The organism is Guggenheimella bovis, assembly GCF_054492335.1.
The window spans coordinates 1073878-1089497 of sequence record NZ_JBQWTF010000001.1; the positions used below are offsets into that span (position 1 = coordinate 1073878).

At 38.7% G+C, this 15620-nt stretch carries 18 protein-coding genes and 1 pseudogene; all 19 read left to right on the forward strand.

All coding sequences use genetic code 11. The annotated features are described in order from the left end of the window. Nucleotides 1–303 precede the first annotated feature (303 nt). The 19 genes and pseudogenes from ACUB3H_RS05265 (at nucleotide 304) to argH (ending at nucleotide 15603) form a co-directional block, all read left to right on the forward strand. Complete coding sequence (locus tag ACUB3H_RS05265; protein WP_459129615.1) at nucleotides 304–960, forward strand: DUF1287 domain-containing protein; 657 nt, start codon at nucleotides 304–306, stop codon at nucleotides 958–960. A gap of 463 nt (nucleotides 961–1423) precedes the next feature. Continuing rightward, complete coding sequence (locus tag ACUB3H_RS05270) at nucleotides 1424–1723, forward strand: type II toxin-antitoxin system RelE/ParE family toxin (RefSeq protein WP_459129616.1); 300 nt, start codon at nucleotides 1424–1426, stop codon at nucleotides 1721–1723. A gap of 70 nt (nucleotides 1724–1793) precedes the next feature. Then, nucleotides 1794–2798 carry a helix-turn-helix domain-containing protein gene (locus ACUB3H_RS05275; protein ID WP_459129617.1) on the forward strand — a complete coding sequence of 335 codons (1005 nt, stop codon included), beginning with the start codon at nucleotides 1794–1796 and terminating at the stop codon, nucleotides 2796–2798. Nucleotides 2799–3034: 236 nt separating this feature from the next. Further along, on the forward strand, nucleotides 3035–3364 hold the full coding sequence (locus ACUB3H_RS05280; RefSeq protein WP_459129618.1) for a DUF6442 family protein: 330 nt from the start codon (nucleotides 3035–3037) through the stop codon (nucleotides 3362–3364). Further along, complete coding sequence (locus ACUB3H_RS05285) at nucleotides 3361–3567, forward strand: helix-turn-helix transcriptional regulator (protein ID WP_459129619.1); 207 nt, start codon at nucleotides 3361–3363, stop codon at nucleotides 3565–3567. Before ACUB3H_RS05280 ends, ACUB3H_RS05285 begins: the two co-directional genes overlap by 4 nt. A gap of 12 nt (nucleotides 3568–3579) precedes the next feature. Beyond that, nucleotides 3580–3885 carry a hypothetical protein gene (locus ACUB3H_RS05290; RefSeq protein ID WP_459129620.1) on the forward strand — a complete coding sequence of 102 codons (306 nt, stop codon included), beginning with the start codon at nucleotides 3580–3582 and terminating at the stop codon, nucleotides 3883–3885. 342 nt (nucleotides 3886–4227) lie between these two features. Then, nucleotides 4228–4707, forward strand: coding sequence for a hypothetical protein (locus ACUB3H_RS05295; protein ID WP_459129621.1), 480 nt, complete (start codon nucleotides 4228–4230; stop codon nucleotides 4705–4707). A gap of 49 nt (nucleotides 4708–4756) precedes the next feature. Next, a complete protein-coding gene (locus tag ACUB3H_RS05300; RefSeq protein ID WP_459129622.1) occupies nucleotides 4757–5737 on the forward strand; it encodes a Rieske 2Fe-2S domain-containing protein in 981 nt (326 codons plus the stop codon). Nucleotides 5738–5821: 84 nt separating this feature from the next. Next, nucleotides 5822–6478, forward strand: coding sequence for a hypothetical protein (locus ACUB3H_RS05305; protein ID WP_459129623.1), 657 nt, complete (start codon nucleotides 5822–5824; stop codon nucleotides 6476–6478). Nucleotides 6479–6574: 96 nt separating this feature from the next. Further along, the gene (locus tag ACUB3H_RS05310; RefSeq protein ID WP_459129624.1) at nucleotides 6575–7417 is read left to right on the forward strand and encodes a CPBP family intramembrane glutamic endopeptidase; all 843 of its coding nucleotides are present in this window, start codon (nucleotides 6575–6577) and stop codon (nucleotides 7415–7417) included. Further along, nucleotides 7414–7950, forward strand: a complete 537-nt coding sequence (locus ACUB3H_RS05315; RefSeq protein ID WP_459129625.1) for a hypothetical protein — start codon at nucleotides 7414–7416, stop codon at nucleotides 7948–7950. Before ACUB3H_RS05310 ends, ACUB3H_RS05315 begins: the two co-directional genes overlap by 4 nt. 36 nt (nucleotides 7951–7986) lie before the next feature. Next, a pseudogene (locus ACUB3H_RS05320) lies at nucleotides 7987–8307 on the forward strand (GNAT family N-acetyltransferase); the annotation flags it as partial. Between the two features lie 115 nt (nucleotides 8308–8422). Further along, entirely contained in the window at nucleotides 8423–9484 is a 1062-nt protein-coding gene (locus ACUB3H_RS05325; protein WP_459129626.1) for a Fic family protein, read from the forward strand. Nucleotides 9485–9489: 5 nt separating this feature from the next. Further along, complete coding sequence (locus ACUB3H_RS05330) at nucleotides 9490–10215, forward strand: hypothetical protein (protein ID WP_459129627.1); 726 nt, start codon at nucleotides 9490–9492, stop codon at nucleotides 10213–10215. A gap of 119 nt (nucleotides 10216–10334) precedes the next feature. Beyond that, entirely contained in the window at nucleotides 10335–11030 is a 696-nt protein-coding gene (locus tag ACUB3H_RS05335) for a FadR/GntR family transcriptional regulator (RefSeq protein ID WP_459129848.1), read from the forward strand. A gap of 267 nt (nucleotides 11031–11297) precedes the next feature. Next, complete coding sequence (locus ACUB3H_RS05340) at nucleotides 11298–12473, forward strand: NAD(P)-dependent malic enzyme (RefSeq protein ID WP_459129849.1); 1176 nt, start codon at nucleotides 11298–11300, stop codon at nucleotides 12471–12473. A 24-nt stretch (nucleotides 12474–12497) separates the two neighbouring features. After that, the gene (locus ACUB3H_RS05345) at nucleotides 12498–13361 is read left to right on the forward strand and encodes a polysaccharide deacetylase family protein (protein WP_459129628.1); all 864 of its coding nucleotides are present in this window, start codon (nucleotides 12498–12500) and stop codon (nucleotides 13359–13361) included. Then, on the forward strand, nucleotides 13362–14225 hold the full coding sequence (locus tag ACUB3H_RS05350; RefSeq protein ID WP_459129629.1) for a polysaccharide deacetylase family protein: 864 nt from the start codon (nucleotides 13362–13364) through the stop codon (nucleotides 14223–14225). Then, a complete protein-coding gene (gene argH / locus ACUB3H_RS05355; RefSeq protein WP_459129630.1) occupies nucleotides 14215–15603 on the forward strand; it encodes an argininosuccinate lyase in 1389 nt (462 codons plus the stop codon). Before ACUB3H_RS05350 ends, argH begins: the two co-directional genes overlap by 11 nt. Nucleotides 15604–15620: the final 17 nt, after the last annotated feature.

The following is a 15620-nucleotide window of genomic DNA, read 5'->3' on the forward strand; positions in this document are numbered from 1 at the left end:
GAATTCAATTGATAGGAAAAAATTATGGTTAAGGAAAATATTTTGTGGAATCATCCTGAGAACACAGAGAGTAAAGGATCCAGCTTACTTGTACATGAAACAACTGCGTTGAATTTAGATGGTAACGTACCTAATGTCACGTTAGAAGAAATAGTGAATTGATTAGAAAACATATAAGAAGCAAACATCAGGAAAAAATGAGCAAGATAAATTAGAACTCTGTGATTTGATATGCTTCATTTATAGTTTACTTAACTAGTCATATGATATTTAGAGAGTATATACAGAAAGGGGATTTGATTTATGAAGAGTCAAAAAAAGAAAATAGTATTTTTGAGCATTGCCATCATATTACTTATAGCGTGCTTCATTGTGCTAGATAGATTTAATTATATTCCTCATAAATCGTATAGCACGGAAGACTTTAATATACTTCCTTACAAAAGTGCTATGGACATGGATAATGATGGGATAGATGACCAGAGCGATATTTTATTATCTGCCCGAAAATATTTAGAGGGCAAGCCAAAGTATAAAAGCAAATATTATGCATCGGGTTATTCTGATGATGAATACGGGGTTTGTACAGATTTGGTAGCCAATGCTCTTCGCGGTGCTGGCTATGATTTGATGGAATTAGTGAATCATGAGGTTTTGCAAAACCCAGACAGATATGACATAGACGATGTAGATAAGAATATTGATTTTAGAAGAGTAATCAATTTACAAGTATTCTTTGCAAATAATTCGATATCACTAACTACAGATTGCAAAAGAATAGAAGAATGGCAAGCTGGAGATATTGTTGTCTGGAACGGTCATATTGGAATAATATCTGATCATAGAAATCGAAAGGGAATACCATTTGTCCTACATCATTGGTCACCTTTTCAAGCCAATTATGAAGAAGATATTTTAGAAACCTGGGGAAAAATTATTGGTCATTACCGAATGTCATAGGTATTCTATTAGTCAACTATGCCCATTGAATCATGAGAAATTAGTTAGCTAGAACTCTAGATTTTTTTAAAAGATTTTTGCAGAGGTTTTTACATATGATATTTGGACACGTCATTAAATAGATAGGATTTATTTACACTCGAGGCATGTGGATACGGTGGTTACGTTGGCAAGAGTGACAGAGTAAAAGATAAAAACGAACGATAATCAAAGGATTCCGAAAGATTTCCCCAAAAGGGGCAGATGATCGGAATCTTTTTTTATCTGACAACAGGTCTGATTACTGGAAATAGCATCATGGAACAATGAAGATCAAAAGTGAAAAAAACTCTAATCCCCGTTTAAGATGTAGTAAGAGATTTAATAAAATTTACCTCAGAGGTTAACGGAATTGTTTACGAAAACACGTATTCATGTTAGAATGTATTTACCTTAGAGGTAAATTTACGGAAGAGGCGATGGCGTGGATATCACGTATAAAAACAACAAAATCAGAAAAGTTTGTACGGATGCTTATACTGCAGAAAAAATCTACGGCCTTAAGATGGCCCAAAAAATTCACCAGCGTATCGGCGAAATAGGGGCTGTGGATACGGTTGAGATGATGATTCGCTTCCGTATCGGACGATGTCACCCTCTAACGCAGAACAGGAAAGGCCAATACGCTGTGGACCTGGTTCAACCGTATAGATTGGTATTCGAAAAGTATGGAGACGAAATCCAGATTGTGAACATCTTGGAGATCGTAGATTATCATAAATAAAGAGGGAAATGAAGGAGGTAGCACTATGGTGAGAAGCAGGAGTACTTTTGCAACGCCACCTGGAGCGACAATGAAAGAGCAGCTAAATGACAGAGGCATGAGCCAAAAGGAGTTTTCGGCCAGGATGGATATGTCAGAAAAACATATCAGTAAACTCATCAATGGCGAAGTGCAACTCACACCTCAGACTGCTGTCAGATTAGAAATGGTGCTTGGCATTCCGGCAAAGTTTTGGAACAATCTTGAGGCCATTTACAGGGAAAATCTTGTTAAGGTAGAAATAGAGAATGCCATGGATGCTGATGTCGAAAGAGCAAAACAATTTCCGTACAGCGAAATGGCCAAATATAGATGGGTGCCAGAAACCAGAAATGCCAAGGAAAAGGTAATAAATCTCAGAAAATTCTTTGAGGTTGCTGATCTTTCCCTTCTCGAAAAGGATCAGATTATGCCAATTGCTTGCAGGAAACTCGGGGACACAGAAAAAAGTGATTTTGCACTGATGGCGTGGGTTCAAGCAGCAAAGATAAAGGCGCGTGATATCCAAACAGCTCCTATCAATATAAAAGGTGTAATTTCTGTACTGCCTGAGATACGTAAAATGACGATGAATAAACCAGAGGACTTTTGTCCTAAGTTAATAAAGAGTCTAGCGGATTGTGGAATAGCATTGGTTTTTCTTCCTCATATTAAGGGCTCCTTCCTTCACGGGGTTTCTTTTATAAACGGAAAAAAGATTGTCTTAGGACTTACTGCAAGAGGAAGTGATGTAGATAAGCTCTGGTTCAGTTTATTCCATGAATTGGCGCATATTGTGCTTGGTCACGTAGGACAGCTTAACGGAATATCTGAAGATGATGAGAATGCAGCAAATAAATGGTCGACTGATAAGCTGATCACACCTGAAGATTTTGAAAACTTCAAAGGGAACAGGGATTTTTCCGAGAAAGGTGTGCTTAAGTTTTCCAAAGAACAGGGAATTGCTCCTGGAATAGTAGTTGGAAGAATGCAGTCAGAAGGAATAATTAAATACAACACGCTGAACCATTTGAAAGAGAAGTACGAAATAGCATAAAAATCACATGAAGAGTGTCGTTGGAGGATCATCCTCCGACGACACTTTCTTTTGCAAATGCGAAGTAGGTAATTTTAGAAAAATGAATATGCTCCCATACTCGCTCCGGATAATCGAACCCAAATCGAACAGCAGGCGGAAAGGGGAGTTTGATCGTCTTGATCAAAATGCATTGACAAGTTTACTTGGCGGTGTCATAATGTCATTGACAATAAAACTTGGCAGTGAGGTGTGGTATGAATAAAGAAGAAATATTATCTAGAAGTCGAAAAGAATTACAAAATTCTGACTTGGTCGAAATGCAAATAAGCTATCAAGCCGGGAATATAGCGGGAAGAGTTGGGGCAACCATGTGTGTTCTGATTTCTGTTATTGCGAGATCACTAACAGGAGAATATCTAGTTAGCCCTTGGATTATCTATTTTTCGATTCTTGGGACAAATTGGCTCGTTCGATTCTTAAAATTAAAAAAGAAAACGGATTTGCTTTTAAGTATAGTCTTTATCGCTTTAGCCATCATTTTATTTGTTGTTCAAATGAAGCAACTCATGGGTGAAAGTGTATGAACGAAGAATTAATCCTAAAAAACAATTTGAAAGAAGTACGTACGGAAGCAAAACTATCCCAAGCAAAATTAGCGGAAATGGTAGGAGTATCAAGAAATACCATTAGTTCAATTGAAACAGGGCAATTTAATCCAACTGCTAAATTAGCCTTAATACTATGTATTGCTTTGGACAAAAAATTTGAGGATTTATTTTATTTTTAGAAGGAGTGTAGCATGAAAGACATGGGTTTACTTTTGGTAGGGATATTGGTATCCGTATTAGGAATCGTGAATATTACGGGAAACATCAGCACCATTCATTCCTATAATCGAAGAAAGGTAAAAGAGGAGGATGTGCCTAAATACGGAAGGGCTGTTGGGACGGGGACTCTTATCATTGGAATATCTTTAATAATAGGTTTTATCCTACCGCTACTCAATATTCATATACCACTTGAGTATGTCGTAGCGCCTATGGGTGCAGTAGGGATCCTACTCATATTGTATGGTCAATTTAAATATAACAAAGGCATTTTCTGATTCAATTGAGTTAGAAATAGGCCTACAAAGGTTATTCACCTATTTAAGCCCAGAGAAATCTGGGCATTTTAGTGCGCTATTTTCATCACTCATTTCATCGATTATTTAAGTTGAATAATGATCGATGAACGCTATATAACGAGAACAATGCCTATAAAGGATCCTATGAGGGCAATGAGTTCTCTTAAAAAGGGACTACCACCCTCTACTTCGGTAACAATCGCCGATTGCTGGAAACCTTTATTTTTTGTCTTTCAAAAGTAGGTTAGGTCTTAAAGGATTGTTGGGTTGAAGCTAGAGAACTGTTGTTTAAAAGGGTCTATAATACAGAAAAAGTGTGAAATGAAAGAAGTTGTCCCATCGCCCAAATCAAAAGTAATACCATCTTGTGAATGGATTGAATGGGTTTATGTAATTCGTTGCCCCCATTGTGGTCAAGAAATAGTTCTATCGGAAGAGAATAAAATCAAGAATGGTATTTATGAGTGTGGGAACAAATCTTGCGAAGGTCATTTTGGAGTGAAAAGAGTCGAAGGTATACCAAGTGATAGTATTCCAAGACGTGCACGATACAAAGCTCAACTGATTGAAGATAATGACAGGGTATTCAAACAACAGATACAGCAATGTTTTTCAACTGGGCAATCTAAAGGTGAAATCAGGCAGGATGTTTCCCCGGGAGCTCTCCGCCTATATTTTTGCATGATTCAGGGTATCTTGAATGGGATACTTTTATATCCCAAAGAGCCTTTCGATCTCGGCAATACTGATGAACTGTTTGAGGCATATTGGGATGGTATTCGCGCCAATGGCACCGATTAGCATAAAGAGCACATTAGCAAGAAAAATCGTTGTAATGAAGGAGCAATAAATGATCTCAAATCAATGGTATGCAATACTGCCGTCAAAGAAAGTCAAGGCTGACCAGATTGTAGGCGTTAAACGAATGAATCTGGATCTGGCTTTATTTAGAAACAGCAAGAATGAAATCGGCTGCGTTGTAGATCAATGCACTCATCGTGGCGCTGCCCTTAGTTTAGGGAAGGTTCAGGATGACTGCATCCAATGCCCATTCCATGGACTTGAATTTAATAAAATTGGTCAATGCACGTTTATACCTGCAAACGGTAAAGCTTCTGTGGCTGACATCAGCCGATACAATGTCAGGCATTATCCTGTCAGGGAAGCAAACGGAATCATCTACATGTGGTATGGCGATGAGGAAAAAATCACTGATGATCTGCCGTTTTTTGATCAGGAAATTGATCAATCCTACGCTTTCAGCGAGATTGAGGACCACTGGAATTCCCATTATTCAAGATGTATTGAAAATCAATTGGATGTGGTACATCTTCCTTTTGTCCATAAAACCACCATAGGCAGAGGAAACAAGACTCTAGTCAATGGACCAAAGGTAATATGGGAAAAAGGGATTTTGACGACCAGTGCTAATAACGAGCTGGATCATGGACAAAAACCAAAATCACCTGAAGAATGCGTCATCAAGGATACCCATTTGAGCTTCATATTCCCCAATATCTGGATGAACCACATCAGCGAGAAAATCAAGGTCATTATCTACTTTGCTCCCGTGGATGATGAAAATACCATTCTATATATTCGGTTTTACTGCAAACTGAGCAGCTTTAAGCCAGTAAACAGCTTGATCGCATACATAGGGAAGTTTGGCAACAAAGTCGTTGAAAGGCAAGATAAGCGCGTGGTAATTACACAAAAACCCAAAGCCTCGGCATTAAGATCCGGCGAAAAGCTCGTTCCGGGGGACGGCCCGATCATCATGTACCGAAAAATCAGAGAAGGGCTTAAAATAGCGTCACCTGATGGAGAATAGGATTATCATAAAGCTATACAACATGTCCATTCCTAAAAGCAGTCGGTCCACAAAAAGAAGGGAAGAGTTAAGGAAGATTTCGCTATGGAACTTAATCTAGTCACAAAACAACACACGATAAAACCTAATTATAAGCAGGATTTAAGCATCCAGAGAGTGATTGATTTTTACTATCTAGAGAATGACATGGTTCTTCTTGAGGGCAGTATGGATGGACAATTTCCTTACTGGATTTCGATAACAGCGGTAGATGATACTAAGACAAACGCCGAGATTTTAGAGAGGGTTCTCTTTGATGAGTTCACTATCTTCACAACCTTTCTGCCAGAGGTTAGTGAGAAGAAGAGTGGGTGTTATCACAGAAGAATAATGATTCAACATGGAGAGATAGAGACCCCATTTAATAAACGTTACCTGAGTGACCCAAGAGAGAGGAAACGTTGGGGTCACTATCTAGCAGAAGATATAAAAAGACACGACATCGAGTTAAAAGATCTTTGTAAGTGGAGAGAGATGGATGGAAAATATCTAGACGTCTTAAAAGAGTATTTGACCATCCTGGAGTCCGATAAAGAAACCGATCCTGTAAGAAAGTATCAAAAGAACCTAAGCTTAATAAAGATCATGGAATATGAAGACTATCTGTACCGCTCTCAAAATCAAAGAATTCTATCGACCTATCAAAGGATCAGAGAGGTAACGAAATATCTCTATAATCGCTACATGGACGTCGTAAGGTGAAAAGATTCTAAAGAAGATTTAACACGAGGGCCTCACTTGCGCTCTTTTTTGTGTGCCATAATGGTGACATGAAACTCATAAAGTGAGGAAAGATCAATGAATAAAGTGACTAAGACATTGGGCTTGTTCTTAGGATTATTAGCTGTTCGAATCGTGGAATATTTTTTCCTTAAGACAGATAGGACCTACTTAGCAGAACATTTTATCCATAAAGTCATTGGAATCGTGATCCTCTTGTTGGTTCTAAGGGTAACTCATAGACATATTTCTGATATTGGTTTTACCAAAAAGAGTAGAGATACATGGAAAGGGTTTTTGATGGGAGCCTTTTTCTTTTTGATCTCTTATGGTATTGAGATCATGATTCAAACGATGAATCAAAATCATCCAAAACTCATGATCTATACCGCAGGCTTCTCCCTGGACGATAAAGTGGTGATGAATACCACCTTACTATCTTTTCTATTAGTCATTCTATTTAACCTCATTAATGTCTTCATGGAAGAAGGCGTCTTTCGAGGACTATTCATTCATGATTTAAAAGAGCCCTATGGATTTCACAAGGCGAACTTCCTAGTAGCCTTATTATTTGGCATCTGGCACTGGCCCATGCCTTTTAGAAGCTACTTAGAAGGATCCATGGAGTTAGAAAACATGCTCATTATGATGATAGGATACATCGTAATGTCTGGTATCATGAGCATCAAGTGGGGACTTCTCTATGAGATGACGGGATCACTATGGATGGGACTCGGAGACCACCTATTTAATAACTTAGTCGCAACAAACCTCCTCCATGTCGTTACCGATGGGGGAGCGGATGAACTCATGATCGTGCGCATTGTAGTGGCCCAGCTCTTATCCTTCTTTACGGTGTTGTATGTTTACAAGGTGAAGTACGCTAAAGATAAAACTACATTTGAAAAGAAAAGCTTATGATAAATAGATCTATATGTATTGGCACGTATAACGACTTAGAAATCTTCTATAACAAAGAGACCAAAAGCCTAGAGACATCTGGGGTAAGTGAACGTAGCTTTAATCAATCGCTATTACTAGGACTCATTTTAGTTGCTACTCCCGGATTAAAAATCATTCATTCCATGATGCCTGAGACCGGAATCAAAGTAAGGATTCTCCTCCTGCTCCTAAGTGCTGTAATAGGAGTCTTCTCTGGACTTCTTGTAAATAGAAATGTTAATCGAAAAATAAAGCTAACCCCATTTACTCTAAACAAGTATCAGTTTGAGGTATTTTACCAAGAAAATGAAAAGCGATTAAAGGCACTAAAGTGGGTGAACATTGGTCTCATCCTACCTCTTTTTATTGAAATCCTCATTTTTATTAGCTTTGGGCTATTTATAGCAGCCTTCATTTTCCCACTAAACGTCTTTGCTGTTACCTTATTATTTATAAGCGGAGCACCTTATAGACGAAAAACCTTTGAAGAGATAAGAAGGTCCTACGAATAGTTCTACGATAACACAGGGAATTTCTTTCCCTCTGCCTACTATAACGGGGAAACACTTGAACAGATGCATAGAGATGGTGAGGGAAAAATCCTCATTATAGAGGATAAGAAAGAAGCTGTTGGTTATCTCTTTTATGAGTGGGATGGTACCATCGATTTTCTAGCAGTCGATGAAAGCTATCGAGGTAGAGGGTTGGCACGAAAGCTATTAGAAGGAGCACTAAGAGAGCTTAAAGAACAGGGTGTGAAAGAGGCATCTCTTACGGTAAATCACTTGGATAAAACGACCATTGAATTCTATAAGCATCTTGGATTTAAAGAAAGAGAGAGGAACGTTTCCTTTATCATTGAAAGATAGAAGGGGAAGAAAAGCGTGAAGATCTCCTCCATTACTCCGTTAAGCACAGATTGTTTATTCATCCAATTTGGTTTATAATTGGACTAAATATAACAAACTGGACAAAGGTGGGGCTATGAGACCATTTGATTACAACAAGCTTTATCAAAAGACTTGGGATTCAGATATTCTAAATTTAGTAGCTAAGATTCACGAATGCAAAGGAAGACAAGAGCTCTTTATCCGTAATAAAACGGTAATGCTCAACCGATTGACAGAAATTGCAAGAATACAGAGCACGGAAGCTTCTAACAAAATAGAGGGAATTGTCACAACAAGTGTTCGCCTGAAGAAGCTGTTTGAGGAAAAAACCACCTCGAGAAATCGAAATGAGGACGAGATCATGGGTTATCGAGATGTACTTCAAACGATTCGTGAGAGCTATGAGGTTATTTCGCTTCGACCCTCTTATATTCTTCAGTTGCACCGAGATCTTCTGAAAAGAGCCAAGCTTTCCTTCGCTGGGCATTTTAAAAACGTTCAGAACTTCATCAATGAAACGAGACCTGATGGAACTCAAGTAACAAGATTTACTCCCACACCTCCCGTTGAAACACCCGAAGCAGTAGAGAATCTTTGTAGAGCGTATGAGAAGGCTGTATCTCTCGAGACGATCGATTCCTTGATACTTATTCCTGCATTCATCTGTGATTTTCTCTGTATTCATCCTTTTAATGATGGTAATGGCAGAATGAGCAGGCTTCTCACGCTCCTTCTTTTGTATAAAAGTGGATTTTTAGTAGGGAAATACATCAGTATTGAAAAAGAAATAGAGAAGACCAAGGATCTTTACTACGAGGCGTTAGAAGAATCTAGTCGAGGATGGCTCGAAGGTGCAAATGATCCTACACCATTTATCCGATACATGTTACGAGTTATTCTATCTTGCTATGTAGACTTTGAAGATCGGGTAGGGGTCATGTTAGAAGGTGAACGTGGCACGACAGCATATGACATTGTAAAAAAGTATAGTGCTGAAAAACTTGGTAAGTTTACTGGATCAGAGGTTATAGAATACTCACCAAGCATCGGAAGGTCTTCTGCACTAGCGGCACTTAAAAAGCTTACAGAAGAAGGCTTCATTATTAGAGAAGGGGCAGGAAGAAGTACCTACTACTATCGAGCGATAGAGGAGTGAGCAGAGTGATGCAGATGATAAAGAGTGATGAGGGGTATGTAGTAGAGGTAGACGGGAAGAAGAGAGTATTCATTAAAACCTATAGAAACCCCTATCACAAGGGAAATTGTTACCTCAATTTCAACCTAGAAGATGTAAAAGCATTAAGGGATATCCCGGTTTTTGATCTCATTTATAAAGAAGAAGCGAGTCCATTACAGGTTATGCTATCATCTTTAGAAGTAGAGAAGGGTCATTATCTAGCTTCTAAAGGTTTTACGAAAGCTAGAAGCTGTTATGAGATGGAAGTAAAAAAAGAGGACTTGATCCTTAAGGTTCCTCTCGATGAAGACATCTTAAAGAGAACCCTTCGGGATCAGGAAGGATTCAAGGAATGCTCTAAGATGATGTTCGAGTACTACAAAGAGATACATGAGAACATCAATCCTCTTACCATTCCTTTTGAAGCGTTTTTAGAGATCCTTCCCAAGGCCGCTTACTATACTCAAAAGAATGAGCAAATAGAACACGTTGCTTTTGTCGAAGAAAATGAGATAGCTTACGTGGCATCAAGAGATGCAGATGCCTTTCAAAGCTTTATAAGAGCGCTTCTAGAAATACTCTTTAAAGAGTATGAAACCATTGAATTTGAAGCAGATGATGTAGATCAGGTAGCAATGAAGTTAAAAGACCTATTTCAACAGAAGACAACTGAAACCTTTGATACGTGGATATATAACATAAAAAAATAATGTGTGGATCCTAGTGGAAAGATATGCGTGTTTTTCGGAAGTTTGAAAGTTCTTAATTAATGTTTTCCTAAATATGTTAGAATTTAGGAAACGAATGTAAATAAGATGGAGAAGTATTGATGCAAATCGGAAATAGACCCGAAAGAGTTTTGTTATATCAGGAAGTAGTAGAAGATCTTTATAAGATTATAGACGCACAGAATATCCAGCCAGGAGAAAAATTACCGTCAGAGCGCGAGCTTATTGAGTACCTTCAGGTTAGTAGAAATGTCTTACGAGAGGCATTTCATGTACTTGAGGCAAGAGGCGTAGTCATTTCAAGGCAGGGTAAGGGTCGTTTCCTGAGAGAGCAGCCAAAAGAAATTGACAATATGCGTTATGACAGTCTAAGTAAAAACTTAGAACGCTACTCAATGGTAGAGGCTTATCAGGTTAGACAAGCCTTAGAAGTTCATGGCATCGGTCTTCTTATTATGAATGCCTCGGATGACGACATCGTTGAAATAGAAAGAGCTTACAAAAAGCTAGATGCTCAATTTCATGCGACAGGTAAAACTCAAGGAGAATTTGAGTTACACAGGCTATATGCAGAAAAAACAGGAAATCAATTTTTAACGAGAACACTAGAAATCGTCATCAGTGCAATTAATGAGATGATGTATGGAAAATTCTATGATGTCCTTGAAAATTACAACTTTAAGGACGAAATGCTATCCCACAAAAAGATTATTGAAGCAATTCGTGAGCGTGATGTAGAAAAAGCAAGAAAGTTAATGTTCGAGCACTTACAAATTGTTGTTGATGAAGTCAAATAAATATGATTCTGTTCGCACCGAGAAGAGCATGGAACTAATTATTAGTTGTCCATGCTCTTTTATTATGGAGTTAATTCCTGACAATTAGTTACAATACTAAAATAGTCCGCGTTCAACAAGACAATTATTTACAACGAGAAATAATGATTTGTTTATTTAAGAATTTGTTTGACAACCTTGTCTTTGCAGTGTTACTATTTAGTAAACTACTGGGTGACCGAGTAACCCGGGGACTATGTGAACCAGATCATGCAATGGAAGGATATTATGGATTACAAACAGAAAGCTTTAGAACTACATAAGCTCAAACGAGGAAAAATCGAGGTTGTAAGCAAAGTGGAAATCGAAACACGTGACGATCTTAGCATTGCTTACACTCCTGGTGTTGCCGAACCTTGTTTAGCGATTCATAAGGACGAGAAGGATTCATACACTTACACATCCAGAGGGAATTTAATTGCTGTCGTTTCAGACGGAAGCGCAGTCCTAGGACTTGGCAACATTGGACCCTATGCAGCAATGCCTGTAATGGAAGGAAAAGCAGTACTATTCAAGAAGTTTGCAAACGTGGATGCTTTTCCTATCTGCCTAGACACACAAAATGTCGATGAAATCATTCAAACGATCAAGCATTTAGCGCCTTCCTTTGGTGGAATCAACTTAGAAGATATCAATGCTCCTAAGTGCTTTGAAATTGAAAGAAGATTAGAAGAAGAACTTGACATTCCAGTCTTTCACGATGATCAACATGGAACTGCTATCGTAACGACGGCTGCTCTCATGAATGCATTAAAAGTGGTTCAAAAAAGAATGGAAGACATCACGGTTGTTGTGAATGGAACCGGTGCAGCTGGTACAGCAATTATTAAGATGCTTCATACGGCAGGAGTATCTAACATCATTGCATGCGATAGCACAGGAATACTAAGTCGTGACCGTAAGGTGAATATGAACGAACAAAAGTTAGAGCTTTGTGGGATCACGAACAACGAAAATGTATCTGGTAACCTCAGTGATGCTTTAGCCGGAGCGGATGTATTTATCGGAGTGTCCCAAGGAAACATCTTAACTTCTGAAATGGTTAAACAGATGAATAAGGATTCCATCATTTTTGCTATGGCAAATCCGACTCCGGAAATTATGCCTGATGTAGCAAAAGAGGCGGGAGCAAGAATCATTGGAACAGGTCGATCAGATTTTCCAAATCAAATTAATAATGTCTTAGCTTTCCCCGGCATTTTCAGAGGAGCTTTAGATAGCGGTGCAAGAGATATTAATTCTCAAATGAAGTTAGCTGCAGCTGAAGCAATTTCCTCACTTATTAGTCCAGAGGAATTAAATGAGGAATACATTATTCCATCTGTATTTGATAAGAGGGTTGCTGAAACAGTTGCAAAACATGTGGCAGAAGCGGCTATAAAGTCAGGTGCACTTAGAAAATAAAATCACAGGAAAATGGAGGTTTTTATGGAAAATGTAAAGTGGCCAGAAGGGAAGAAATGTGCTGTCATGTTCAGTTTTGACTTGGATGGCGACATTATTTGGCAGAATATGTCGTCGGATGAGCCTAATGCTGAACAACTAATTCGAGCAAGGTCTATCGGACAATATGGTCCGAATCGCTGTGTCGACATGTTACTCGATCTGCTTGACAAATACAAAGTAAAGGCAACTTTCTATGTACCTGGCTATGTAGCGGAAAAGAATCCAGAAGTAATTAAAAAGATTGATGCTTCAGGTCATGAAATCGGGAACCACGGATACACTCATGAACGTTTCGTCGAGAAAACGGTTGAAGAGCAACTTGAGATCTTAAAAAAGACTCAAAAAATTATTAAAGACATTACTGGTAAAGAACCTGTAGGCTTTAGAACGCCTTCTGGCGATTGGCATGTTCGTACTCCTTACCTTTTATCAGAACTAGGCTTTTCTTATTCAAGTTCGATGAGAGGCGATGACATCCCCTACTATACTCTCCTAGATGGTGAAGAATCAGATTTAGTCGAGATCCCATCAAAGTGGGAATTGGACGACTATGTTGCTCAGGCATATAGCGTTTATCCTGCAGAACCTTCTGGTCTAGATCGCATTAGTTGCTATCGAAATGTACAAGATAACCAACTACGAGAATTTGAAGGTTACTACGACCGCGGATTATGCATCTCCTTCTTGATGCATCCTCAAATTTCAGGAGCTCCAGGCCGCAACTTAGTTTTAGAAAAAATTCTAGAAACGGTGACTTCACGTGGAGACGTTTGGGTGGCTACTGGTAGCGAGATCGCTGAACATTGGAGAAAAACTTATCCTAAAAAGCAATTAGGAGGCAAATAAATGTACGCAAAAGGTATGACGTTACCAAAAGGGAAAAAATGTGTCGCATTCATTACAGTGAATCTTTCCGCTGAGTTTTTTTGGATCTCACTCGATAAAAAAGCCTTAGATATGCCCAAAACCCTATCCCTTGGACAATATGGCATGTCGCATGGATTACCTCGCCTATTAGATATTCTTGATGAATTCAATATTAAAGCGACCTTTTTTACACCAGGTAAAACAGCAGAGACATATCCAGCAAAAATCAAAGAAATTGTCGATAGAGGACACGAGATCGCTTGCCACGGATATGAATATGAAAACTTCGGTTTACTAAGTTATGAAGAGCAGAGAGAAAGAATTGAAAAGTCAGTATCTGCTATCGAAAAAGCATGTGGAAAGAAGCCTCTTGGATTCAGAGCACCTATGGGCGATTTAATGTTAAAGACGTTAGAAATTGCTTCAGAAAACGGAATGGTTTATTCAAGCGACCTATTTGATGATGATAGACCCTATTTTATGGATGTCAATTCAAAAGGCAATGAAATGCTCCAAATTCCTATGCAGTGGGCGAATTTTGATTTACCCTATTTTGCTTTCAACTACCGCCCTGCATTTCCAGCTGGACAAGGCCGCATAGCAAATTACAGTAGCGTTCTATCAAACTGGAAAGATGAATTCACAGGTCATTACAACCATAACCTTTGTTACACGTTGCAATTAGACACGCAAACGACTGGAAGCCCTGGGCGCTCAGCACTCATTAAGGAGTTTCTACAATACATGGTGGAACATGAGGGAGTATGGTTTGCAACGGGAAGTGAGCTTTACTCCTACTGCTTAGAAAATAAAACGGAGGTCGAGAAGCGTCATGTCAAGTAGTTTATGGGGTGGAAGATTTGAAAAAGAAATGGATGATATCGTTAAACAATTTAACGCATCCATTGATATCGATAAAAGAATGTACCTTGAAGATATTAACGGTAGTATCGCGCATGTAACGATGCTCTGTAAGCAAGGCATTGTATCTGAAAAGGAAAAGGAAACAATTATTGAAGGACTTCGTTCGATCCTTAAAGAGATCGAAGAGGGTACGTTAGAATTTACCGTCAATGACGAAGATATCCACATGGGAATCGAAAGTCGACTCATCCAAAGAGTAGGAGATGTCGGTAAAAAACTACATACCGCACGTAGCCGAAATGATCAGGTTCAAGTAGATACAAGACTCTATTTACTCAAAGAAATCAAAGACATTATTAATCGTCTTTGCCACTTGGAATCGGTCATTCTTGAAAAAGCTGAGCAATATGCTGATCAATTGAGTATTGGTTTTACTCACTTACAACATGCTCAACCAATTACCATTGGTTTTATGTTTATGGCGTATTTTCAAATGTTTAAGCGTGATATCGGTAGACTTCAGGACACCTTTGAAAGAATGAATTATTGTCCTCTTGGTGCCTGTGCACTTGCTGGTACAACACTACCCATTGATCGCCATAAAACAGCGGAGCTATTAGGTTTTAAAGCTCCAACTGAAAACGCAATGGATACTGTCAGTGATCGTGACTATACCCTGGAATTTTTAAGTGATGCTTCTATCTCCATGATGCACATCTCTCGTTGGGCAGAAGAGTTTACATGGTGGAATTCATCGGAATTTTCTTATATTGCGATCGACGATAGCTTTTGTACCGGAAGTAGTATTATGCCTCAAAAGAAAAACCCTGATATGGCGGAACTCTTAAGAGGAAAAATTGGCAGAGTCTATGGAGATTTAATCCAGCTTCTTACCGTTATGAAAGGCACACCACTCGCTTATAACAAAGATTTCCAAGAAGACAAAGAAGGCCTCTTTGATGCCATTGATACATGGAAAAGTTGCATTACTATTTTCGCTAAAATGCTTGAAAAAACGGAATTTAGAATCGATAAGATCGAAGCTGCAATGAGCAAAGGATTTTTAAACGCAACAGACATTGCCGAGAACTTAGTTCGACTAGGAATTCCATTCAGAGATGCACACTCCATTGTAGGAAGAATGGTGAAGATGTGTGAAGTTAACAACTGTGATTTCGTTGATCTTACGGATGCTCAACTGAAAGAAATCGATGGTAGGTTAAGCAAAGAATCCCTTGGTGACATTAGCATGAAAGGTTGTGTAGAAGCCAGAGTTTCATATGGTGGCACTGCACCATCTGAAGTTAGAAGACAAATTGAACAAGAAAGCAATTGGCTAAAAGGTTTGACTTTATAAAGCACTTTGATTGACGG

What these genes read in the sequence shown, in the direction of transcription:
- ACUB3H_RS05265 (WP_459129615.1), top strand. Translation starts at nt 304, where the DNA reads ATGAAGAGTCAAAAAAAGAAAATAGTATTTTTGAGCATTGCCATCATA.
- ACUB3H_RS05275 (WP_459129617.1), top strand. Translation starts at nt 1,794, where the DNA reads ATGAAAGAGCAGCTAAATGACAGAGGCATGAGCCAAAAGGAGTTTTCG.
- ACUB3H_RS05280 (WP_459129618.1), top strand. Translation starts at nt 3,035, where the DNA reads ATGAATAAAGAAGAAATATTATCTAGAAGTCGAAAAGAATTACAAAAT.
- ACUB3H_RS05285 (WP_459129619.1), top strand. Translation starts at nt 3,361, where the DNA reads ATGAACGAAGAATTAATCCTAAAAAACAATTTGAAAGAAGTACGTACG.
- ACUB3H_RS05290 (WP_459129620.1), top strand. Translation starts at nt 3,580, where the DNA reads ATGAAAGACATGGGTTTACTTTTGGTAGGGATATTGGTATCCGTATTA.
- ACUB3H_RS05295 (WP_459129621.1), top strand. Translation starts at nt 4,228, where the DNA reads ATGAAAGAAGTTGTCCCATCGCCCAAATCAAAAGTAATACCATCTTGT.
- ACUB3H_RS05300 (WP_459129622.1), top strand. Translation starts at nt 4,757, where the DNA reads ATGATCTCAAATCAATGGTATGCAATACTGCCGTCAAAGAAAGTCAAG.
- ACUB3H_RS05305 (WP_459129623.1), top strand. Translation starts at nt 5,822, where the DNA reads ATGGAACTTAATCTAGTCACAAAACAACACACGATAAAACCTAATTAT.
- ACUB3H_RS05310 (WP_459129624.1), top strand. Translation starts at nt 6,575, where the DNA reads ATGAATAAAGTGACTAAGACATTGGGCTTGTTCTTAGGATTATTAGCT.
- ACUB3H_RS05315 (WP_459129625.1), top strand. Translation starts at nt 7,414, where the DNA reads ATGATAAATAGATCTATATGTATTGGCACGTATAACGACTTAGAAATC.
- ACUB3H_RS05325 (WP_459129626.1), top strand. Translation starts at nt 8,423, where the DNA reads ATGAGACCATTTGATTACAACAAGCTTTATCAAAAGACTTGGGATTCA.
- ACUB3H_RS05335 (WP_459129848.1), top strand. Translation starts at nt 10,335, where the DNA reads ATGCAAATCGGAAATAGACCCGAAAGAGTTTTGTTATATCAGGAAGTA.
- ACUB3H_RS05340 (WP_459129849.1), top strand. Translation starts at nt 11,298, where the DNA reads ATGGATTACAAACAGAAAGCTTTAGAACTACATAAGCTCAAACGAGGA.
- ACUB3H_RS05345 (WP_459129628.1), top strand. Translation starts at nt 12,498, where the DNA reads ATGGAAAATGTAAAGTGGCCAGAAGGGAAGAAATGTGCTGTCATGTTC.
- ACUB3H_RS05350 (WP_459129629.1), top strand. Translation starts at nt 13,362, where the DNA reads ATGTACGCAAAAGGTATGACGTTACCAAAAGGGAAAAAATGTGTCGCA.
- argH (WP_459129630.1), top strand. Translation starts at nt 14,215, where the DNA reads ATGTCAAGTAGTTTATGGGGTGGAAGATTTGAAAAAGAAATGGATGAT.